We start from the raw sequence: 22442 nt of genomic DNA on the forward strand, positions 1-22442 counted from the left end.
CGCAAAATGCCTAAACAGTTTAAAATGAAAAAATTAGTATATATACTTCCATTACTTTTTGTGTTCTTTCAACAAAAGGATAAAGTAAAAACAACGACTGATGCTCAAAAATCTGGAGTGAAAATAGTTGTAGATACGATTAAAAAAGACACCTTAAAAGCAGTTGAAAAACTAGAGATGTACCATAAAGGCGCTCACGCATCTTATTATGCTAATCGATTTAATGGAAGACGTACGGCAAGTGGTGTTAGGTTTAGTAATAAAGGGCTTACTTGTGCGCATCGAAAATTGCCTTTTGGAACCAAGTTAAAAGTAACAGGAGTAAAAACAAAAAAGGTTGTTTATGTTACGGTTACTGATAGAGGACCTTTTCACAAGAATCGACACATTGACTTAACAAAAAAAGCTTTTGACATGATAAAGCCAGCGTCATATGGCGGCCACATTGAAGTGGATATTGAATTAGTTAAGAAATAATAAAAAGCCTTTTACCATTCCGTAAAAGGCTTTTCACTTAAATAGGCATTGTAGTAACGCTCATCATGGGTTACTTCTTCTCCAAGCCAACTTGGTTTTTCAAAATTTTCGTCGGCAGTTGTAAGTTCTATTTCTGCAACAACCAAACCTTTATTTGCCCCTTCAAACACATCCAGTTCAAACACATGTGTTCCTTTTTGAATGGCATAACGTGTTTTTTCAATAACTCCTTTTTCGCAAAGCAAAAGTAAGGCCTCGGCTTCATGTAATTGAATTTCTTTTTCCCATTCAAAGCGAGTAGTGCCCGTGGCGTCACTTTTTCCTTTTATGGTTAAATAGCCTTTATCGTTTTTTATTCGAACTCTAACCGTGCGTTCAGGATTACGATTTAAATACCCTTGCGCTATTTTGGCTTCAGCATATGCTTCTGAAATACCCGCTAAAGAAGTAACTAAAAATTTTCGTTCAATTTCTTGCATCTTTTTTAAATCTAAAAAATCAAAATAACGGAAAAAATTAGAATAAACAGCTGTTTTTATACCTAAAAATTTCTGTAATTTGTGCAACTTATGGAAGTTTTACAACGAAAAATAATACATATTGACATGGATGCTTTTTATGCTTCTGTGGAGCAACATGATTTTCCAGAATTAAAAGGAAAACCCATTGCGGTAGGTGGAAGCGAAGTGCGAGGTGTAGTAAGCGCTGCCAGTTATGAAGCACGAAAATTTGGCGTAAGAAGCGCCATGAGTGGCGTGCAAGCTGCTCGTTTATGTCCGACATTAATTTTTGTAAAACCCCGTTTTGACAGGTATAAAGAGGTTTCAAAACAAATTAGAGAAATTTTTTTAGACTATACCGATTTAGTTGAGCCGCTTTCGCTTGACGAGGCCTATTTAGATGTTACCGAGAATAAAAAAGGCAATCCTAGTGCTTCTTTACTTGCCCAAGAAATTAGAAATAGAATTTTTGAAAAAACCGGATTAACTGCTTCAGCAGGGATTTCAGTTAATAAATTCATTGCAAAAATAGCTAGCGATTACCATAAACCCAATGGACAAAAAACGGTTTCTCCTGATGAGGTTGAAACGTTTGTTGAACAGCTTGATGTTAAAAAATTTTATGGAATAGGAAAAGTTACGGCTGAAAAAATGTACCAACTGGGCATTTACACGGGTAAAGATTTAAAAAGCAAAACACTTGACTATTTGGAACAACATTTTGGCAATAGTGGGCAGTCCTATTATAATTTATCGAGAGGGATTAGTTACAGTCAAGTAAAACCAAACAGAACGATTAAATCGATAGGTGCTGAGCGAACCTTTAATGAAAATTTATCTTCAGAAATTTATATGGAAAGCCGTTTGGAAAACATTGCCCATGAATTAGACAGACGGATAAAGAAATATAAAATTGCAGCTAAAACAATTACACTGAAAATAAAATATTCTGATTTTACACAGCAGACAAGAAGTAAAACACTCGCTTATTTTATTGCCGATCAAAGTTTAATCTTTGATACGGCTAAGGAATTATTATATCAAGAAAAATTAAAAAATTCTGTACGCTTGTTAGGCATTTCTTTGTCTAATTTAAATACCAATCAAAAAAAGCAAGTGGTGGTACAATTGAAATTTGAGTTTTAGTCATTAATTTCTGTTTCTAATGATACCCTAACAATATATTCAATAAGTTGGCCGCTTGAACTAACACCCCTTCCGCCCATTGCTTTTCCATAGGTTTCAAATTCATTGTGTTCAGTAGAATATTTTTCTTCATGAGCACTGCTATTTGTGCTCATCCGTTTGATGCTGCCTGTTTTGATGTTCGCACTTGTTGCCAGTCTTTTTGTAATGTCTATAGCGTCTTTAACTGCAAGGTCTTGTGCTTGTTTTAATAAATCTTCCGAATTAGTGTTAAAATAAGAAACAGTTTGAATTTTATTGAATTTTGTTTTTAAAAGTTCTTCCGTTACATCTTGCATTTTGGTTAAATCTAACAAGGTAAAAATAATTTTTTGAGAAGATTCAAACCCTACAAATACTTCTTTACTTGTTTTGTTGTCCCATTTGTAAGATTTATTTGTGGCAATGAGACTTACTTTTATGTCAGTTGTGTCTTTAACGTATTTTTTTATGCAATTTTTTACTGCTTCAGTTGTTTTTTGATTTTCGGTTACAGCCTCTCTAAGTGTGGGCTTTATGTGTTCAAGCTGTATGGTTAAGGTCGCTGCATTTGGAAAAGCAGAGGTTTTACCTAGTCCATTCACTTGAATGGTTTTTTGGGCGAATGTGAATTGCGTAGCTAAAAGAATAAGGAAAACGAGTTTTTTCATAAAAGTTGTTTTTTTATTGTAAACGAAATGTAACTATTTATATTGTGGTTTTGTATAAAATATAATTTCCTTAAATCGGGTAAATCGTCTATATTTGCAGATTAATAGCTTCTATAAGCTGCTGGTAACATTTGAACTTGATATTCGATTTGAATAATGAAACACATTAGAAATTTTTGCATAATTGCACACATTGATCACGGAAAAAGTACGCTTGCTGACAGATTACTTGGAGCAACTCAAACGGTAACTGCTCGTGAAGAGAAAGCCCAATTGCTTGACAACATGGATTTAGAGCGTGAACGTGGTATTACCATAAAAAGTCACGCCATTCAAATGGAGTATACTTACAAAGGTGAGCAGTATATTCTAAATTTAATTGACACTCCTGGTCATGTGGATTTTTCATATGAAGTATCTCGTTCTATTGCTGCTTGCGAAGGTGCTTTGTTAATTGTTGATGCCGCCCAAAGTATTCAAGCGCAAACTATTTCAAATTTATACTTAGCATTAGAAAATGATTTAGAAATTATCCCTGTATTAAATAAAGTAGATTTGCCTTCTGCTAATCCTGAAGAGGTGAGTGATGATATTATTGATTTACTAGGGTGCAAACTTGAAGATATTATTCATGCTTCTGGAAAAACAGGTTTTGGTGTAGAAAATATTTTAGCTGCTATTATTGAAAAAATTCCTGCTCCTAAAGGAAATAAAGAAGAACCATTACAAGCTTTAATATTTGATTCTGTTTATAATCCATTTAGAGGAATTGAAGTTATTTTTCGTGTAGTTAATGGTGAAATCAAGAAGGGTCAAAAAATTAAGTTCATGGCTACCGGGAAAGAATATTTTGCTGATGAGGTAGGAACGTTAAAACTGAATCAAGTACCCAAGGAAAAAGTATCAACAGGCGATGTTGGCTATTTAATATCAGGCATTAAAGAAGCGAAAGAAGTAAAGGTGGGAGATACCATTACTGACGCTAAAGAACCTACTCAAAATATGGTTTCTGGTTTTGAAGATGTAAAACCAATGGTGTTTGCTGGTATTTATCCTGTAGATACAGAAGATTATGAAGAGTTAAGAGCATCTATGGAGAAACTTCAATTGAATGATGCTTCATTGGTTTTTACAGCAGAAAGTTCGGCTGCCTTAGGTTTTGGTTTCCGTTGTGGTTTCTTAGGAATGTTACATATGGAAATTATTCAAGAACGTTTAGAACGTGAGTTTAACATGACTGTTATCACTACTGTTCCGAACGTTTCCTATTTGGCTTATACTAAAAAAGAACCTGAAAAAGCTATTGTAGTAAACAACCCAAGTGATTTACCAGAACCAAGTAAGTTAGACCGCGTAGAAGAACCCTATATCAAAGCAACTATTATTACGAAATCTGATTTTGTGGGTAACGTAATGAGTTTGTGTATTGAAAAAAGAGGATTGATTACAAATCAAACATATTTAACTACAGAGCGCGTGGAGTTAAATTTTGACATGCCTTTGGCAGAAATTGTATTTGATTTTTATGACCGCTTAAAAACGGTTTCTAAAGGATATGCTTCTTTTGATTATCACCCAATAGGCATGCGTGAATCTAATTTAGTTAAAATGGATATTTTGCTGAATGCAAATCAATTAGACGCTTTATCTGCCTTAATTCATGCTGACAATGCCTTTACCATAGGTAAAAAAATGTGTGAAAAATTAAAAGAATTAATTCCTCGTCAGCAATTTGAAATACCTATTCAAGCTTCGATTGGAGCAAAAATTATAGCACGAGAAACTATAAAAGCTTTACGAAAAGATGTAACAGCTAAATGTTATGGTGGAGATATTTCGCGTAAGAGAAAATTATTAGAAAAGCAAAAGAAAGGAAAAAAACGCATGCGACAAGTAGGTAATGTTGAAATCCCGCAAGAAGCATTTATGGCGGTATTAAAACTGAATGACTAAACAGGTGTTAAAAAAAGTTAAAAATAAAATAAAACTAATTTTTATTTACAAAACCTAAATTTAACATAATAAATTTATTACATTTATACAGAAAAATAGTTAGATGTAATGAATGGGATGAAAAAGTTATGGATAGGTTTTTTTCTTTGTTCTTTTTCTGTTTATTCTCAAACAGTTAGTGTTGATGACGTATCTTATTCTTCGTCACAATTAGTGAGTTTATTACTAGGTAATTCTTGTGTTGAGGTTTCAAATATTAGCACTTCTTCTCCTCAATCGGTTGCTTTTTTTACAAACAACGGCTCTAGTTTTCCTATTAATCAAGGTATACTTATAAGAAACGGCATTGCAACTCACACACAGGGACTTTATAGTGGCTCTAATTTAAGTAGTCAAATCAATACAAATAACGATGCGTATTTACAAAATTTAAGTAATTCTGTTGGACAAACGGCTTCTATAACAGACGTGGGGTTTTTAGAATTTGATTTCATACCCCTTTCAAGTACGTTTAGCTTTGATTTTTTATTTGCCTCAAATGAGTATGGCCAATACCAATGTGGTTTTAGTGATGTTTTTGCATTTGTATTAACGAATTTAAGCACTGGCGTTTCAACAAATTTAGCCGTTATCCCTGGCACCTCAACACCTGTGACGGTAAAAGACATTAGAGATGCCGCTTACAATGCTGCATGTGCCTCTTCAAATTCAACTTTTTTTAGCGTATATAACCCAACGAATGTAGTAGCTTCAACTATTAATATGAGAGGGCATACAGTAGTAATGAATGCATCTTCAAACGTAATTCCTAATACGCCTTATAAAATTAGACTTGTTATTGGAGATTATAATGATTCGGGATATGACTCAGCAGTATTTTTAAAAGCAGGTAGTTTTACAACAACATTAAATTTGGGATCAGATAGAATTATTTGTAATGGAGATACGTTTACCTTAAATACTAATTTAGACACCTCATTTTCTTATACTTGGTATTTAAATGGCACCCAAATTAATGGCGCTACCAATTCTTCTTATCAAGTAACACAATCAGGCACGTATACTGTAGAAGCTACAAAGGGCTCATGCATTATTACAGACACTATAGTCTTTTCTGATTTGGCAGTTTCAAATCCCATGAATTTACAAACATGCAATACGGGCGCTGCCGTTTATAGTTATGATTTAACTGTAAATAATGAGACACAATTAGGAATAGATCCTGCGACGTATGATGTTTTTTATTACGCTTCTTTAGCTGATGTTGCAGCTAATACTCCTATTGGCACACCTAATGCTTTTTCAAGTATTGGAGGGGAAATCGTTTATCTTAAAATAAAAAACGTTCAAACGGGTAACTTCTGTGACGCTGTTTATTCTTTTTTATTACTTGTAAATAATGTTGCCACTGCCACTCAGCCTGCTACAGTTAATTTATGCGATAATTCGACCACTATAAACTATACACTTAATGCTTTAGATTTAGAAGTTTTAAACGGATTACTTCAAACAAATTACACCGTATCGTATTATGCTACTCAAGCAGAAGCGACTACCGGAATGAATCCAATTACCGTTTTGACAATTTCAGCAGGAACTACAACTGCAACCGTTTATATTAGAATGCATGACAATTTAAATCCAAATTGTTTTGATACAACTTCGGTCAATTTTACAGTAAATCCGTTACCACTAGTTTCTGATTTTCCTGACCCTATTGAATGTAGTTCTTTTACCTTACCAGTTATAGAACATGGAGAATATTATTCGGGCACAGGGGGCACAGGGATCCATTATAATCCTGGCGATGTATTAACTAATGGAGGAACGTATTATATTTATTCAGGACCTGATACTTCTGGATGTACAAATGAGACTACTTTTACATTATTCTTGATAGATGAATATCAATTAGCTTTAAACAATTGTGGTACGTTTACAGTTCCTTTTCCACCATTCAATATTGGTGCTTTTTATACGGCTTCAGGTGGGCCTTCAGGCGGAGGAACATTAATTGCCCCAGGTACAGAATATGTGAACACAACACAAACAAATCAAACGCACGATCTTTATTATTACGCTGAATTAGACGGTTCTTTTTGTAGAGATGAATTGTTTACTATAAATGTTCGCCCTATTCCTTTAGTAGATGACCCTGCAGATGTTATTACTTGTGATTCTTATCAATTACCAGCGTTAGTGAATGGTTCTTATTTTTCAGGCACTGGAGGAACGGGAACACCTCTTTTTGCAGGACAATTCATTACATCTTCACAAACGGTTTATGTGTATGCAACAAATGGTTTTTGTTCAAAGGAAAATTCGTTCGAAGTAAAAATTGTAGACACTTCTCTCTACACTACTATTCATGCTTGTGGCCAATATATATTGCCCCCCATTACTTTTGGAGGTTATTTTACACAGCCATTGGGAGGCGGCATTGCAGTAAATCCTAGTATGCCTATAACAAATTCTCAAGCGATTTATTATTTTGCTACTACCACTACTTTGCCTAATTGTACAAACAATCTAAAATACGATATTATTATCCACGAACTACCTTTAGTTGATACGATTACAAGCGGCACATTTTGTGGGCAATTTATTTTACCGCCATTAACAAATGGAGTATATTTTACCTTACCTGGGGGACCATCAGTCGTTGGGCAAACCCAACTTTTTGCGGGACAAATAATTGATTTAACGGGCACACATTTAAATCCTGGCACATATTATATTTATAAGTCTCCAGACGCGAATGGATGTGCTAATCAATCTGCTTTTACTATAAATTTAAATCCCTATCCATTAACAGACGGCGTGTTAGACAGAGTCGTTTGTGTTCCTTATTCAATCCCAACACCTACTAATGGAACCATTTATACTTTGCCAGGCGGTCCAAATGGAGGAGGAAGCGCTGTGCAATCAACAGATGTTTTTTCAGAGACCAAAACATTTTATTTATACAATATTGTTCCAGCGACGGGTTGTGAGATAAATAAGCCCTTTACGGTTACTTTTGGAGGGATAAATCTTCCTAATTACCCAGATGTTTTTGTTTGTGAATCACAGAATTATATGTTGCCCGCTTTGTCACATTTGCCCCCCACACCTGTGAACTATTCAATAGGGTATTATTTTAATCCGGGCGGAGTTAACCCTGTTCCTAATGGATTTGTTTTTAATTCTCCTAATACCGACATTACTATTTATGTATATGCAAAAAATGGCGATAGAGTTATTTGTACACAAGAAGATAGTTTTGTTGTTCATGTTTCTCAAACACCATCATTACCAATGCTTGTTACCTTTAATGAATATTGTGGCAGTTATACACTACCACCTTTACCTACTGGAAACTTTACCGTTGGTTATTATACGCAATCAGGAGGAAACGGGTTAATTAATCCTTCAGATTATACATTTTCTACTCCTGGTAATTATATTATATACATGTATGCAACCGCAATTAATAATGTAAATTGTTATGACGAAAAACCAATTACATTTACTATACACCCTTTACTAGAAATTGATTTACAAGATGGTTTTATTTGTGTAAATCCATATACAAATGAAACGCTACAAAATTATACAGTAGATACGGGATTGAACAACGCTCTTTTTACCGTAAATTGGTATCTTAATGGAGCTTTAATTAGTACAGGACCAAGTTTTACAGCTAATCAAGCGGGCATATATGATGTTAAATTTATTAAACTAACCCCCGAGAGCGGTACAGATTGTAATTATCACGACACAACGGTTACTGTAACGGCCTCCAGCGCTGCTATTGCTTCATTTACAGTAAGTTCTGCTTTTGAAGAAGAAGCTTATATTCAAGTAAATGTTACGGGAGGCTATGGACAATATAGTTTTCAGCTACAATACCCAGATGGATCACTAGGTGCTTTTCAATCAAATACTATTTTTTCGAATTTAGAATCAGGAACGTATTATGTTTGGATTAGAGATGATTTAGCGGGATGCAATAGTGTAAAAATTGGACCAATACACATTATTAATTATCCCTTGTTTTTCACTCCAAATGGAGATAGTTATAATGATTTTTGGAACATTTGGGATTTGAAATATCAACCAAATGCTACTATTGCTATTTTTGATAGATATGGTAAATTAATTAAACAATTTTCTCCAGCAAAACAAAGTTGGGACGGCACATATAATGGTAAAAATTTACCGTCTACAGATTATTGGTTTACTGTAGAATATTTTACAGACGACAATCAAAAGGTTATTTTTAAATCACACTTTACTTTGAAGAGATAAAAAAAGGAGGCAAATTTTGCCTCCTTTTTTATGTATAGTATAAAATTTATTATTCCATTTCAGAAACACGAAGTGTATTTACCATTCCTTTGTTTGCAATTGGCATCGCTGCAAGGTTGATAACCATGTCGCCTTTTTTAACGTATTTTTTCTCTTTACAAATCTGATTAATTTCTTCAATGGTATCGTCAGTGCTTACAAATTTATCATAGTAAAAAGCCCTTACGCCCCATAATAAATTTAGTTGGGTTACAATTCTTTTGTTTGATGTAAACACTAAAATATGAGATTTTGGTCTCCAAGCAGAAATTTGAAAAGCAGTATATCCACTGTTTGTTAATGTTGTGATTGCTCTAGCATTAATATCATCGGCCATTAATGCCGCATGAAAACATACAGATTTTGTAATAAATCTTGAATTTCTAATGTTTGGCGCATTATGAGGAACTTGAATTAAAGAAGAGTCTTCTACACTTTGAATAATACTTGACATGGTTTCAATAACTTGAACAGGATAATTTCCTACTGAAGTTTCTCCTGAAAGCATTACAGCATCTGCTCCATCCATCACAGAGTTTGCTACGTCATTAACTTCAGCACGTGTAGGCGTTAAGCTTGTAATCATAGTTTCCATCATCTGTGTAGCTACAATTACAGGAATACGAGCGGTTTTTGCTTTTAGAATTAATTTTTTTTGAATTAGAGGCACTTCTTGCGCAGGCACTTCTACCCCTAAATCACCTCTAGCTACCATTAATCCGTCACAGTTTATGACAATTTTATCAATATTTTCAACTGCTTCTGGTTTTTCTATTTTAGCTACAATCGGAATTTTATGATCTGAATGTTTAGCAATAAGGTCTTTTAAATCTTGTAAGTCTTTTGGTGTTCTTACAAATGATAATGCAATCCAATCTACATCATTTTCAATTGCAAAAATGGCATCTTGAATGTCTTTTTTGGTTAAAGCAGGTAAAGAAACTTTTGTATTAGGAAGGTTAACTCCTTTTTTAGATTTTAAGGGACCACCTTGAATTACTTTTGCAACAACTTCTGTTTTTTTATCTGTAGCAACAACTTCAAATATTAGTTTTCCATCGTCTAATAAGATACGTTCACCTGGATTTACATCTTTTGGAAATTCTTTGTAATTCATATAAACTCTTTCTGCAGTACCTAAAACGTCTTCTGCAGTAGTAAAAGTAATGATGTCGTCTTTTGATACAACAACGTCTTCTTTCATTACACCCACTCTAAGTTTTGGTCCTTGTAAGTCAGCTAATATGGAAGTTGTATATCCAAATTCATCGTTTAATCCTCTAATGATATCTATTCGCTCTTTTACATCTGAATAATCAGCATGAGAAAAATTGATTCTGAAAACATTTACACCTGCATTTATCATGTCTTTTATCACTTCTTTAGAGCTACATGCAGGGCCTAATGTGGCAACAATTTTTGTTTTTTTACTCGTATGCATTTTTTAAAAAATTAAATTGTTAATTGATTTTATATTTTCTGCATCTACAATATATGTTGTAGAAATCTGGTTTATTTCACTTATTTTACGTATCACTTTTTTAGTATCAAACCGATAATCTAAATTTTCAATTTTCAACAAATAATCGGCTTTTTTTAATTCAGGAATTAAGTGCATTTGTAAAGCAAAAGCTGTTTCATTGAACAAACCAATATTTAGTTGTTCTGAAGCAACAGCTGTTTTATTTGCTAATAAATTCCATTCTAAATCATGTTTACTGTCATCATAACAGAACCAAGAAAAAACCCCTATTCCCTCATTTGATTTTATAGAAATTTCTTTTTGACTTTTTGACAAGGAAAGTTCTAAAGTTTTATTAATATGAAAAGCTAGTTTATAGTCCTCTAGAGAGGTATGAATGGCAATTAACTCAAAATCACTTGAGTAAAAATCATCAATTGTAAGTTTTAAGTTTGCCATTTATATGAAATAATCGTAAAGATATAATATATAAATCTTAGAAATGTAAAAATTTAACGACTAAATTGCAAAAAACAAAATTCAAACGTTTTAGTTAATAAATTTAATTGTTTTTTCTTGAAATTTTTTCTTGAAAAGCAAAGTAAGCTCTTTGTGATGCTTTTTCTTCGGCTTTTTTCTTGGATGTTGCTCTAGCCTTGCCCACCACTTGTTCGTCAAAATATAATTTTACCCCAAAAAACTTTCCCCCTTCATTTCCATTGTCTTCATAAATGTCATATCGGAAGTTTATTTTTTCTTTCTGACACCATTCAATAATTAAGCTTTTATAGCTAATTACTTTGCCTTCTAATTTTGAAATATCAACATATCGTTTAATAATTTTTTGTGCAATAAATTGTTCACAATACCCATACCCTCTGTCTAAAAATATAGCTCCAATAAACGCCTCAAAAATATTTCCATGTATGTTTTCGCCAAAATGTTGTGGACTTACTTTGCTTTCTACAAATTGAATTAAATTAAAGTCTCTGCCCAATTCATTTAAATGCTCTCTACTCACTATTTTAGAACGCATTTTTGTTAAATAGCCTTCGTCTCCTGTAGGGACTTCTTTGTACAAGTGAGCCGCAATAACACTACCTAGCATGGCATCGCCTAAAAACTCTAAACGTTCATAGTTAATTTGGTTTCCTTGTGCATCTGTTTTATTTGTAGATCTATGTGTAAATGCTTGTTCATAATAGTTTAAGTTTAGAGGAGTAAACCCAAGAATAGCACTAATTTTATCAAAAAAAACCCCATCTTGATTAGAAGAAGGGGACTTTTTAAATATTTTTTTAATGATTTTTCGCATGTATTATTCCTCTAATTTTTTGAATAAAACACAAGCATTATGTCCGCCAAAACCAAAAGTGTTACTCATAGCCACTTTAATATTGCGTTTTTGAGCCACATTAAGGGTTAAATTTAATGAAGCATCAATATTTTCGTCAAATGTTGTATGGTTAATTGTTGGAGGAATTATTCCGTGTTTCATCGCTAAAATGGAAGCAATAGATTCAATTGCTCCTGCCGCACCTAACAGGTGACCTGTCATTGATTTAGTCGAATTTATGTTAATTGTTTTTGCATGTTTACCAAAAACAGCATTTATTGCTTTTAGTTCGGCTACATCACCTAGAGGCGTAGAAGTTCCGTGCGTATTAATATGGTCTACATCTTCTGGTTTCATACCAGCGTCATCTAAACAATTTTTCATTACAGCAATAACGCCTATTCCTTCAGGATGTGGTGCGGTTAAATGATACGCATCAGAAGACATTCCGCCTCCGCCAATCTCACAATATATTTTTGCGCCACGTGCTTTTGCATGTTCATATTCTTCAAGTACAAGAGCTCCTGCGCCTTCGCCTAAAACAAATCCGTCTCTGGTCGCATCAAAAGGTCTTGAAGCGGTTTCAGGAGAATCATTTCTTGTCGATAACGCATGCATTGAATTAAAACCACCCATTCCAGCAATAGTAACTGCCGCTTCTGATCCGCCAGAAACTACAACATCACACATGCCTAAACGAATGTAATTAAATGCATCTATTAAGGCGTTTGCCGAAGAAGCGCATGCTGAAACCGTAGTATAGTTTGGCCCCATAAACCCATTTCTCATAGAAATATGAGCAGGTGCAATATCAGCAATCATTTTTGGAATAAAGAAAGGGTTAAATTTTGGTGTTCCATCTCCTTTTGCATAATAAAGCACTTCGTCTTGAAAAGTCTCTAAACCGCCAATACCAGCACCCCAAATCACACCAACTTTATATTTATTAATTTTTTCTAAATCTAAATTAGAATCTTTTATTGCTTCATCACTGGCAACAATAGCATATTGTGCAAATTTATCTAATCTTCTAGCTTCTTTTCTATCGATATATTCTTCGATATTAAAGTTTTTTACCTCACAAGCAAATTTAGTTTTATGCTTTTCCGTATCATAATATGTTATTGGCGCAGCGCCACTTTTTCCGCTAATTAAACCTTGCCAATACTCCTCAATGTTATTGCCAATAGGAGTTAATGCTCCAAGTCCTGTTACTACTACACGTTTTAACTGCATAAAAAAAGTTTTAAGTTATATAAAAAAAACCCATAGTGCTTTTAAGAATAGTTAAAAGAAACAATGGGTATTACATAATGTCTTATTTAATATGATTGTAATACAATCAATTGTTTTTACAAATCTATAAAAAAGATTTTTAAAAACAGAAACAAAATAACAACATCCATGAGAAAGATTCTCACGGATGATTGTGTTATTATTTCTTAGCTTCTTCGATGTAAGAAATTGCTTGACCTACAGTAGAAATGTTTTCAGCTTGATCGTCTGGAATTTGAATATCAAATTCTTTTTCGAATTCCATGATAAGTTCCACAGTGTCTAATGAATCAGCACCTAAATCGTTAGTGAAGCTTGCTTCTGCTACAACTTCGTTTTCGTCAACACCTAATTTGTCCACGATAATCGCTTTTACTCTTGATGCAATGTCTGACATAATCTTGTAATTTTAGTTTTAATTTGTTGGCAAAAATAAAAAACTTTATTTTAATACAACATTTTTTAGACGTAAATCTCCAAACGAATTTATAAAAAATCTGGTAGCACCTTAAATTTTCTTGTTTTTCGGCGTATTTTTAAATTTATTTTTTTTCTTTTGCGTAATGAAAAACAGTAGAATTTTATAGTTTTTCTATGATTTCAAAGCTACTAATTAGAGAAAAAGCATCATAAAAATGAAAAAAATCGTACTTTTTGCTTCTGGAAATGGAACGAATGCTGAAAACATCATGAATTATTTTAATCATTCTGCTGAAGTTAAAGTAGTTGGCGTTTTTTCAAATAATGAGCAAGCAAACGTAATAGAACGAGCTAAAAAATTTTCTGTTCCGTGTTTTGTCTTTTCCAAAACTGCATTGCAAAATGACGACGTTTTAAATGAATTAAAAAAAACAGATCCTGATTTAATAATATTAGCAGGTTTTTTACTAAAATTTCCTTCCCATATTATTGACCAATTTCCAAATAAAGTGATTAATATTCATCCAGCATTATTGCCAAATTATGGAGGAAAAGGCATGTATGGTATGCATGTTCATCAGGCAGTTTTAGCAAATAAGGAAAAAGAGACAGGAATAACTATTCATTATGTGAACGAACATTTTGACGAAGGAGAATTTATATTTCAGTCCCAAGCTAACATTGAAAATTGTACTTATGCAGAAGAAATTGCTCAAAAAGTACATGAGCTTGAAATGAAACATTTTCCATCTATAATCGAAGATTTGTTACGTAAAAATAATTTTTCAAACCGCTAATCATGCAAAACCAAGTTTATTTATATACAGATGGCGCCGCAAAGGGAAATCCTGGGCCTGGAGGATATGGAGTTTTGTTAGAGCTAGCAGGTTCGTCTTATAAAAAAGAGTATTATGAAGGATTTAGACGCACCACAAATAACAGAATGGAATTGTTAGCCGTAATCGTTGGTTTAGAAAAATTAAGAAAACCTAATACACAGGTTTTGGTTGTTTCTGATTCTAAATATGTAGTTGATGCGGTAGAAAAAGGATGGGTTTTTTCCTGGGAAAAAAAATATTTTTCGGGGAAAAAGAACTCTGATTTATGGATGCGTTTTCTTAAGGTGTATCGCAAACATCAAGTTAAATTTCAATGGATTAAAGGGCACAACAATCACCCTCAAAATGAGCGTTGCGACCAGCTTGCCGTCATGGCTTCTCAACAAGAAAAATTAGCGGTAGACGCATTTTATGAAAGAGAAGAAGAAAAATTGCTATAACTAATTTTCTTCATTTGCAATCTTCCTAATTTTGTTCATACCTTTGCCTCGATGCAAAAAACAGTAAACATACTTAATAAGCGTGCTAAATTTGATTACGAAATTCTCGAAACCTATTCGGCTGGAATTGTATTAACAGGCACCGAAATTAAATCTATTCGTTTAGGAAAAGCCGGAATTGCAGAGAGTTTTTGTGAATTTCATGGAACAGAATTGTTTGTGATTAATTCCCATATAGAAGAATATGCTTTTGGCACACATTATAATCACAAAACTAAAAGTGAACGCAAATTACTTTTAAACAAAAAAGAACTTAAAAGTTTAAACAAAAGCATTCAAAATAAAGGTTTAGCAATTATACCCTTGCGTTTGTTTACTAATGATAAAGGCTTGGCAAAATTAGATATTGCGCTTTGTAAAGGAAAGAAAAACTACGATAAAAGAGAATCTCTAAAAGAGCAAGACACAAAAAGAGATCTTGACAGAATTAAGAAAGAATATAAAAAATAAAACAGCGTTCTTTTTAACTTCCTTATAAATCCATTTTGAACTTTACTGCCTAAAATGTATCTTTGTCGCTTATTTCAAATTAAACTAAATGAGCAAATTATTAATTGTTGGAACAGTAGCTTTTGATGCTATTGAAACACCTTTTGGAAAAACAGATAAAATTTTAGGAGGCGCAGGAACATTTATAGGGCTTTCTGCCTCATTTTTTAATGTAGATTCGGCGATTGTATCTGTGGTAGGAGAAGATTTTCCACAAGAATATTTAGATTTATTACAACAAAAAAACATCAATATAGAAGGAATAGAAGTGGTTAAAGGCGGAAAAACGTTTTTTTGGAGCGGACGCTACCACAATGACATGAATTCTCGTGATACACTAGCTACTGAGTTAAATGTGCTGGCAGATTTTAATCCTGTTGTTCCACAAGCTTACAAAGATGCTGAAATAGTTATGTTGGGCAATTTACATCCTTTGGTACAATCTAGCGTTTTGAATCAAATGACGCAAAAACCAAAGTTAGTGGTATTAGACACGATGAATTTTTGGATGGATTGTGCATTACCCGAATTACTTGACGTGATGAAACGTGTAGATGTAATTACAATTAATGATGAAGAAGCACGACAATTATCGGGCGAATATTCATTAGTAAAAGCAGCAGCTAAAATTCATACTATGGGACCTAAATATGTTGTGATTAAAAAAGGAGAACACGGTGCATTATTGTTCCATAACAAAGAAGTGTTTTTTGCACCAGCGTTACCGTTAGAAGAAGTTTTTGATCCAACAGGAGCGGGAGATACTTTTGCAGGTGGTTTTTCGGGCTACATTGCTCAAACTGGCGATACGTCTTTTTCAAACATGAAAAACGCAATTATTTATGGATCTAATTTAGCATCTTTTTGTGTAGAAAAATTTGGAACACAAAGAATGGAGCAATTGCAAAAAGAAGAAGTGTTGAGTAGATTACAACAATTTAAATCATTAACACAATTCGAAATAGAATTAGAATAGAAAAATATGCCTCGATTTTTCGGGGCTTTTTTTATACCTTTACACAAAGAAATAACTACAGCAACTAAACCAAATTTGACCCAAATTCAAATTAAACACAACAACAATGAGCGACGCTATTAAACACGAATGTGGAATTGCTTTACTTCGACTACTTAAACCATTAGAGTATTACAAACAAAAATATGGTACTGCTTTTTATGGCATACAAAAAATGTATCTCCTCATGGAGAAACAACATAATAGAGGTCAAGATGGAGCAGGTTTTGCAAGTATAAAACTTGATGTAGAACCAGGAGAACGATACATAAGTCGCATTCGTTCTAATCAGTCTCAACCTATTCAAGATGTTTTTGACCAAATTAACCAACGCATCAACGAGGAATTAGTAAATAATCCTACGTATCAAGATAATGTAGCGTTACAAAAAGCAAATATACCTTATGTTGGGGAGCTTTTTTTAGGGCATGTGAGATACGGAACTTTTGGTAAAAATAGTATTGAAAGTGTACACCCATTTTTACGTCAAAATAATTGGATGCATAGAAACTTAATTGTGGCTGGAAATTTCAACATGACAAATGTTAAAGAACTATTTCAAGATTTAGTTGAGGTTGGACAACATCCTAAAGAAATGGCAGATACAGTTACTGTTATGGAAAAAATAGGTCATTTTTTAGATGATGAGGTAACCAATTTATATCTAGATTGTAAAAACGAAGGTCTTACAAAACAAGAGGCTTCTCCAGTAATAGCCGAACGATTAAATATTGCTCGAATACTTAAAAGAGCTTCTAAAAACTGGGATGGCGGTTATGCAATGGCTGGGTTACTAGGTCATGGAGATGCTTTTGTGGTAAGAGATCCGGCAGGTATAAGACCAGCATACTATTATCATGATGACGAAATTGTTGTTGTGGCTTCGGAGCGACCAGTTATTCAAACGGTCTTTAATGTACCTTTTGAAAAAGTGGAAGAATTAGAAGCAGGTGATGCTATTATTGTTAAGAAAAACGGAACGGTTTCTTTTGAAACAATTAGAGAATCGGGAGTAAAAAAAGCGTGTTCATTTGAACGTATTTATTTTTCTAGAGGAAGCGATGCTGAAATTTATCAAGAACGAAAATTGTTAGGTAAATATGTTTTTCCAAATGTGTTAAAAGAAATAAATAACGACATTTTAAATTCGGTGTTTTCGTATATACCAAACACAGCCGAAACTTCTTTTTACGGTATGGCCGAAGCAGCTCAAAAATTTCTAGATGAGCAAAAAGTAAAAACTATTATTGAGAGAAGAAACACATTAGACGAAGCAGGATTAAATGCTATTTTAGGTGAAAAAGTACGCACAGAGAAAATTGCCATTAAGGATGTAAAATTGCGAACATTTATAACTGAAGATAGTAGTAGAGATGATTTAGTTTCACATGTTTATGATGTAACGTATGGTGTAGTAAAACCAACAGATAATTTAGTTATTATAGATGATAGTATTGTTAGAGGCACTACATTAAAGAAAAGTATTATTAAAATTTTAGATCGTTTAAACCCTAAAAAAATAGTAATTGTTTCTTCGGCACCTCAAATTAGATATCCAGATTGTTATGGTATTGATATGAGTACATTAGAAGGTTTTATAGCTTTTAGAGCTACATTAGAACTTTTAAAAGACACAAATCAATATCATATTGTAGATGAAGTGTATCAAAAAGCAAAGGCACAACAAGGCCTAAAAGACACCGAAATTGTAAATTATGTAAAAGAAATTTATGCCCCATTTACAGACGAACAAATTTCAGATAAAATGGCAGAAATGCTTACATCACAAGATATAAAAGCAAAAATTAAAATTATTTTTCAAAAGGTTGAAGATTTGCATAAAGCGTGTCCAAAAAACCTAGGAGATTGGTATTTTACAGGAGATTATCCTACATCAGGCGGAAATAGAGTGGTAAACACTGCCTTTATTAATTTTTATGAAGGAAATGATGCTAGAGCGTATTAAAAAAGGAATAAAACAGCGTAATTTTAATTAAAAACATGCAGTTTAACGATTTTTTAAGTAGTACAACAATTTTTTGTACAAGCAATCTAAAAATAGTTATACTTTAGTACTACCAGAAAATTAGTAGGTTAAGTTTTATGGTAGATTTGGGGCAAAAGGGTGAAACTAAGGTTTCACCTTTTTATTTTTAAATACTTTTCTTTTTATAAAAAAGGCCGTCTTTTACAAAACAGCCTTTCTTAAAATAAATATAAAATCTTTTTTTATTCTATTTTCAAAAGGTAATAATTCTTTTTCCCTTTTTGTAACAATACAAATTTATCATTAAGTAAATCGGCTGTGCTAATTGTGTACGATTCTGTAACTTTTTGTTTGTTCACAGAAATGGCATTTTCTTTTAATGCTCTTCGTACTTCACTATTTGAAGCTAAAAAACCATTACTCGCAAAAGCTTCAATAATTCCATAACCCGCTTCAATCTCTTTTTTTGCTACAATAGCTTGGTCTACGCCATCAAAAACAGCCAAAAATGTTTGCTCGTTTAACGATTTTAAATCTTCTGTGGTAGCATTTCCAAACAAAATAGATGAAGCTTTAATAGCATTTTCTAATTCTTCTTTACCATGAATCATGATGGTCAATTCTTCTGCAAGTTTTTTCTGTACTATGCGTAAATGTGGCGCTTCTTGATGGGCAAGAATAAGGGATTCTATTTCTTCTTTTGGTAAAAAAGTAAAAATTTTAATATATTTTTCAGCATCAACATCTGTAGTGTTTAACCAAAATTGATAAAACTCGTAAGCCGATGTTTTATCCGCATCTAACCAAATATTCCCTTTTTCAGATTTTCCAAATTTTGAACCGTCTGCTTTAGTAATTAACGGACAAGTCATGGCAAAAGCTTTGCCTTCTTTGTCGGTATCTACGCTCATGCGTCTAATTAATTCTGTTCCGGTTGTTATGTTTCCCCATTGGTCGCTACCGCCCATTTGTAACAAACAGTTGTGCGTTTTATATAAATGGTAAAAATCATAGCCTTGAATTAATTGATAGGTAAATTCTGTGAAGCTCATACCATCTCCTGTTTCACCAGACAATCGTTTCTTTACAGAGTCTTTACTCATCATATAATTAACGGTGATACGTTTACCAATATCTCTAGCAAATTGAATAAAAGAAAAGTCTTTCATCCAATCATAATTGTTTACAAGTACAGGAGCTTGTGCATCTGTAGCATTAAAATCTAAAAATTTAGAAAGTACACGTTTTATACCTTCCACGTTATGGTTTAACGTTGTTTCGTCTAACAAATTACGCTCATTAGATTTTCCTGAAGGATCACCAATCATACCAGTTGCACCACCTACTAAAGCATAAGGTTTGTGGCCAAAATTTCGTAAGTGCATTAATAATATAATCGGTACTAAACTACCGATGTGTAAAGAATCTGACGTTGGATCAAAACCAATATATACAGAAGTAGGTTCTTTTAGTAATTGCTCTTCTGTTCCTGGCATAATATCGTGTACTAAACCACGCCATTGTAATTCTTCGACTAAATTTTTCATTTTATTTCGTATTTATTCACAAAACTTATATAGGTTCTTTTTCAATCTCTTTTTCAATCTCAGCATCATCAACAATAATGTCGAGAGTAGGTTCTTTTAGTTCTTGTTGGTTTGCCAAGGTTTTATTTAACGAGAGCACTAAACTAGGCAATAAAATTAAATTAGTCAACATGCCAAATAAAAGTGTAATAGAAACCAACCCGCCTAAAGCTATTGTTCCGCCAAAATCGGATAAGGTAAACACTGAAAAACCAAATAACAATACAATAGAAGTATAAAACATACTTGGACCTTCTTCTTCTAGTGTTTTAAAAATGGATTTCTTTATTTTCCAATTGTTTAGTTTTAATTCTTGACGGTATTGTGCGAGGAATCGAATAGTATCATCAACAGATAATCCAAAGGCGATTCCAAAAACTAATATGGTTGATGGTTTTATAGGAATGCCTAAATAACCCATTAATCCTGCAGTTGAAAGTAAAGGAAGTAAATTAGGTATCAAGGCAACTAAAATCATTTTAAACGAACGGAATAAAAAGAAAATTAAACCAGCGGTTAATAGTACAGCAAAAATTAAAGATTCTATCAGATTGTCTAAAAGATAACTTGTTCCTTTTTGAAACAATAATGCTTTTCCTGTAATGGAAACCGTATAACGTTCTTCGGGAAATAATTTAGTTATTTTTTCATTTAATTTTTCTTCTATTTTTTTCATTTCGTCTGTTCCTACTTCTTTCATAAAAGTTGAAATTCTACCATATCGACCTGTTTTATCTACATAGGTTTTTAAGGGATTATCTGCCGTATTTTTTGATGCATTTTTTAAGTAAGGCAAAATAAAAGCCTGTTCTTGTGAATTGGGCAACGCATAAAAATCAGGATTTCCATTATAGTAGGCTTGTTTAGCATATTTGACTAAATTAACTACAGAAACAGGTTTTGAAAGTTCAGGAATTTCTTCAATAGCTTGTTGCAATTCGTCCATTTTTTTCAATGTACTCATTTTCATTACACCTTTTTTATGTTTGGTGTCAATCATAATCTCTACTGGTAATACACCATTGAATTCTTTTTCAAAAAAGCGAATGTCTTCAAAAAAAGCAGTTCCTTTTGGCATATCTTCTAATACACTGCCTGAAATCTTCATTTCATACACCCCTATAATTCCTGCAATTAGAACAATAATAGCTACAGAATACACCTTAACATTATGGTACTTTACTTGTCTAATAATCCAATCTCTGAAACCTACTAAATAATTTCGTTCTAAATGCTCCAAATGCTTTTCTTTTGGAATCGGCATGTAACTGAAGAAAATAGGTATTACAAATAAACTAAGTACAAACAAAGCCATAATATTTATGGATGTAACAATACCAAATTCTTTAAGTAAATCATTGTTTGTAATAATGAATGTAGCAAAACCCACAGCTGTTGTCACATTAGTAATAAACGTAGCGGTTCCCACTTTGGTTAATACACGTTGAAGCGCTTTTGCTTTGTTTCCATGAGCTCTAGCTTCTTGATGGTATTTATTGGTTAGAAAAATACAGTTTGGAATACCAATAATTACAATTAATGAAGGCACTAAAGCAGTAAGAACGGTTATTTCATAGCGCAACAATCCTAATAATCCAAACGACCACATTACCCCAATCAGTACAACAAAAATAGCCATTAAAGTAGTGCGAAATGACCTAAAAAAGAAATAAAAAATTAAAGAGGTTATGAATAAAGTAGCCCCAATAAACAAACTTATTTCACTAATAATAGCTTGTGCATTAAGCGTTCTAATATAAGGCATTCCCGAAACATGTAAATCAACACGTGTTTTTGCTTTAAAAGTTTCAATAGCGGGAAGTAATTTTTTTAATACAAATTCTTTTCGAGCAGGTTTGTTAACAATATTCTTTTTTAAATAAATGACACTTCGTATTGTGCCTGTCTTTTTGTTAAACAATAAACTTTCATAGAAAGGCAATTCTTTAAACAAAGTCTCTTTTTTAGTATTCAAATAACTAATTTGGCCTACTTTTGAAAAATCAATAAAAGGGTTAAGTTCAAAAGACTGTGTGCTGTCATTTTTTACTAATTGTTTCAGTTCTTTGAAGGAGACAACCAGTTCAACTTCTTTGTTTTTTTGAATGGAAGTCATCATGTTGTTCCATTCTTTAAAATTTTTAATTGTAAAAACAGCTTCTTTATTAACGGCCAGTACAATTACATTACCTTCTTCGCCAAAAGTTTTTAAAAAGTTAGCATAAGCTATATTGTCTTTGTGATCATCTGGAAGTAGATTCGCTTCTGTTTGTGTAAAACGAATGTATTTCCATTGGGAAGCCATAAAAACTGTAAAAGCAACAATTAGTACAATTACCCAAATACGGTTTCTTAAAAGTTGGCGTGCAACAAAATTCCAAAAGCTAGTGTTTGACCACTTTGACATGCTAAAAAAAATTAAGAGGCAAAGGTAAGAAT

At 32.8% G+C, this 22442-nt stretch carries 18 protein-coding genes; 9 read left to right on the forward strand and 9 right to left on the reverse strand.

Annotated elements, in window-relative coordinates:
• Positions 1 to 24: 24 nt before the first annotated feature.
• On the forward strand, positions 25 to 477 hold the full coding sequence (locus tag RF683_RS00335) for a septal ring lytic transglycosylase RlpA family protein (protein WP_309532255.1): 453 nt from the start codon (positions 25 to 27) through the stop codon (positions 475 to 477).
• 11 nt (positions 478 to 488) lie between these two features.
• On the opposite strand, the gene RF683_RS00340 is transcribed toward RF683_RS00335, so the two are convergent.
• Positions 489 to 956, reverse strand: coding sequence for a CYTH domain-containing protein (locus tag RF683_RS00340; protein ID WP_309533174.1), 468 nt, complete (start codon positions 954 to 956; stop codon positions 489 to 491).
• A 90-nt stretch (positions 957 to 1046) separates the two neighbouring features.
• Here RF683_RS00340 and dinB point away from each other — a divergent pair, with 90 nt between their 5' ends.
• A complete protein-coding gene (gene dinB / locus RF683_RS00345; RefSeq protein WP_309532256.1) occupies positions 1047 to 2123 on the forward strand; it encodes a DNA polymerase IV in 1077 nt (358 codons plus the stop codon).
• On the opposite strand, the gene RF683_RS00350 is transcribed toward dinB, so the two are convergent.
• Complete coding sequence (locus tag RF683_RS00350; RefSeq protein WP_309532257.1) at positions 2120 to 2812, reverse strand: SIMPL domain-containing protein; 693 nt, start codon at positions 2810 to 2812, stop codon at positions 2120 to 2122. The genes dinB and RF683_RS00350 overlap by 4 nt on opposite strands.
• A 156-nt stretch (positions 2813 to 2968) precedes the next feature.
• Here RF683_RS00350 and lepA point away from each other — a divergent pair, with 156 nt between their 5' ends.
• The gene (lepA, locus tag RF683_RS00355; RefSeq protein WP_298659188.1) at positions 2969 to 4765 is read left to right on the forward strand and encodes a translation elongation factor 4; all 1797 of its coding nucleotides are present in this window, start codon (positions 2969 to 2971) and stop codon (positions 4763 to 4765) included.
• Between the two features lie 108 nt (positions 4766 to 4873).
• A complete protein-coding gene (locus RF683_RS00360) occupies positions 4874 to 9055 on the forward strand; it encodes a T9SS type B sorting domain-containing protein (protein WP_309532258.1) in 4182 nt (1393 codons plus the stop codon).
• 49 nt (positions 9056 to 9104) lie between these two features.
• Here RF683_RS00360 and pyk read toward each other — a convergent pair whose 3' ends face one another.
• From pyk to RF683_RS00385, 5 genes are all read right to left on the reverse strand, one after another.
• A complete protein-coding gene (pyk, locus tag RF683_RS00365; RefSeq protein WP_309532259.1) occupies positions 9105 to 10535 on the reverse strand; it encodes a pyruvate kinase in 1431 nt (476 codons plus the stop codon).
• Positions 10536 to 10538: 3 nt separating this feature from the next.
• Complete coding sequence (locus RF683_RS00370) at positions 10539 to 11015, reverse strand: IPExxxVDY family protein (RefSeq protein ID WP_309532260.1); 477 nt, start codon at positions 11013 to 11015, stop codon at positions 10539 to 10541.
• 103 nt (positions 11016 to 11118) lie between these two features.
• A complete protein-coding gene (gene rnc / locus RF683_RS00375) occupies positions 11119 to 11871 on the reverse strand; it encodes a ribonuclease III (RefSeq protein WP_309532261.1) in 753 nt (250 codons plus the stop codon).
• A gap of 3 nt (positions 11872 to 11874) precedes the next feature.
• Positions 11875 to 13128: a beta-ketoacyl-ACP synthase II gene (gene fabF / locus RF683_RS00380; protein WP_309532262.1), complete on the reverse strand. Its 1254-nt coding sequence runs from the start codon at positions 13126 to 13128 to the stop codon at positions 11875 to 11877.
• Positions 13129 to 13327: 199 nt separating this feature from the next.
• A complete protein-coding gene (locus RF683_RS00385; RefSeq protein ID WP_188621718.1) occupies positions 13328 to 13564 on the reverse strand; it encodes an acyl carrier protein in 237 nt (78 codons plus the stop codon).
• Positions 13565 to 13802: 238 nt separating this feature from the next.
• Here RF683_RS00385 and purN point away from each other — a divergent pair, with 238 nt between their 5' ends.
• From purN to RF683_RS00410, 5 genes are all read left to right on the forward strand, one after another.
• Positions 13803 to 14384: a phosphoribosylglycinamide formyltransferase gene (gene purN, locus RF683_RS00390; protein WP_309532263.1), complete on the forward strand. Its 582-nt coding sequence runs from the start codon at positions 13803 to 13805 to the stop codon at positions 14382 to 14384.
• Between the two features lie 2 nt (positions 14385 to 14386).
• On the forward strand, positions 14387 to 14866 hold the full coding sequence (gene rnhA / locus RF683_RS00395; protein ID WP_309532264.1) for a ribonuclease HI: 480 nt from the start codon (positions 14387 to 14389) through the stop codon (positions 14864 to 14866).
• Positions 14867 to 14917: 51 nt separating this feature from the next.
• Complete coding sequence (smpB, locus tag RF683_RS00400) at positions 14918 to 15376, forward strand: SsrA-binding protein SmpB (RefSeq protein ID WP_309532265.1); 459 nt, start codon at positions 14918 to 14920, stop codon at positions 15374 to 15376.
• An 88-nt stretch (positions 15377 to 15464) separates the two neighbouring features.
• Positions 15465 to 16391, forward strand: a complete 927-nt coding sequence (locus RF683_RS00405) for a PfkB family carbohydrate kinase (RefSeq protein WP_309532266.1) — start codon at positions 15465 to 15467, stop codon at positions 16389 to 16391.
• Between the two features lie 106 nt (positions 16392 to 16497).
• Entirely contained in the window at positions 16498 to 18396 is a 1899-nt protein-coding gene (locus RF683_RS00410) for an amidophosphoribosyltransferase (protein ID WP_309532267.1), read from the forward strand.
• A gap of 263 nt (positions 18397 to 18659) precedes the next feature.
• Here the strand turns inward: RF683_RS00410 and tyrS are convergent, their stop codons facing one another.
• Positions 18660 to 19964: a tyrosine--tRNA ligase gene (tyrS, locus tag RF683_RS00415; RefSeq protein ID WP_309532268.1), complete on the reverse strand. Its 1305-nt coding sequence runs from the start codon at positions 19962 to 19964 to the stop codon at positions 18660 to 18662.
• Positions 19965 to 19989: 25 nt separating this feature from the next.
• Positions 19990 to 22410, reverse strand: a complete 2421-nt coding sequence (locus RF683_RS00420) for an efflux RND transporter permease subunit (RefSeq protein ID WP_309532269.1) — start codon at positions 22408 to 22410, stop codon at positions 19990 to 19992.
• Positions 22411 to 22442: the final 32 nt, after the last annotated feature.

It is taken from the genome of Flavobacterium sp. 20NA77.7, from assembly GCF_031326205.1.
Classification (GTDB): Bacteria; Bacteroidota; Bacteroidia; order Flavobacteriales; family Flavobacteriaceae; genus Flavobacterium; species Flavobacterium nakdongensis.

Coding starts and splice junctions, on each gene's coding strand:
- RF683_RS00335 (WP_309532255.1), top strand. CDS start 25: ATGAAAAAATTAGTATATATACTTCCATTACTTTTTGTGTTCTTTCAA.
- RF683_RS00340 (WP_309533174.1), bottom strand. CDS start 956: ATGCAAGAAATTGAACGAAAATTTTTAGTTACTTCTTTAGCGGGTATT.
- dinB (WP_309532256.1), top strand. CDS start 1,047: ATGGAAGTTTTACAACGAAAAATAATACATATTGACATGGATGCTTTT.
- RF683_RS00350 (WP_309532257.1), bottom strand. CDS start 2,812: ATGAAAAAACTCGTTTTCCTTATTCTTTTAGCTACGCAATTCACATTC.
- lepA (WP_298659188.1), top strand. CDS start 2,969: ATGAAACACATTAGAAATTTTTGCATAATTGCACACATTGATCACGGA.
- RF683_RS00360 (WP_309532258.1), top strand. CDS start 4,874: ATGAATGGGATGAAAAAGTTATGGATAGGTTTTTTTCTTTGTTCTTTT.
- pyk (WP_309532259.1), bottom strand. CDS start 10,535: ATGCATACGAGTAAAAAAACAAAAATTGTTGCCACATTAGGCCCTGCA.
- RF683_RS00370 (WP_309532260.1), bottom strand. CDS start 11,015: ATGGCAAACTTAAAACTTACAATTGATGATTTTTACTCAAGTGATTTT.
- rnc (WP_309532261.1), bottom strand. CDS start 11,871: ATGCGAAAAATCATTAAAAAAATATTTAAAAAGTCCCCTTCTTCTAAT.
- fabF (WP_309532262.1), bottom strand. CDS start 13,128: ATGCAGTTAAAACGTGTAGTAGTAACAGGACTTGGAGCATTAACTCCT.
- RF683_RS00385 (WP_188621718.1), bottom strand. CDS start 13,564: ATGTCAGACATTGCATCAAGAGTAAAAGCGATTATCGTGGACAAATTA.
- purN (WP_309532263.1), top strand. CDS start 13,803: ATGAAAAAAATCGTACTTTTTGCTTCTGGAAATGGAACGAATGCTGAA.
- rnhA (WP_309532264.1), top strand. CDS start 14,387: ATGCAAAACCAAGTTTATTTATATACAGATGGCGCCGCAAAGGGAAAT.
- smpB (WP_309532265.1), top strand. CDS start 14,918: ATGCAAAAAACAGTAAACATACTTAATAAGCGTGCTAAATTTGATTAC.
- RF683_RS00405 (WP_309532266.1), top strand. CDS start 15,465: ATGAGCAAATTATTAATTGTTGGAACAGTAGCTTTTGATGCTATTGAA.
- RF683_RS00410 (WP_309532267.1), top strand. CDS start 16,498: ATGAGCGACGCTATTAAACACGAATGTGGAATTGCTTTACTTCGACTA.
- tyrS (WP_309532268.1), bottom strand. CDS start 19,964: ATGAAAAATTTAGTCGAAGAATTACAATGGCGTGGTTTAGTACACGAT.
- RF683_RS00420 (WP_309532269.1), bottom strand. CDS start 22,410: ATGTCAAAGTGGTCAAACACTAGCTTTTGGAATTTTGTTGCACGCCAA.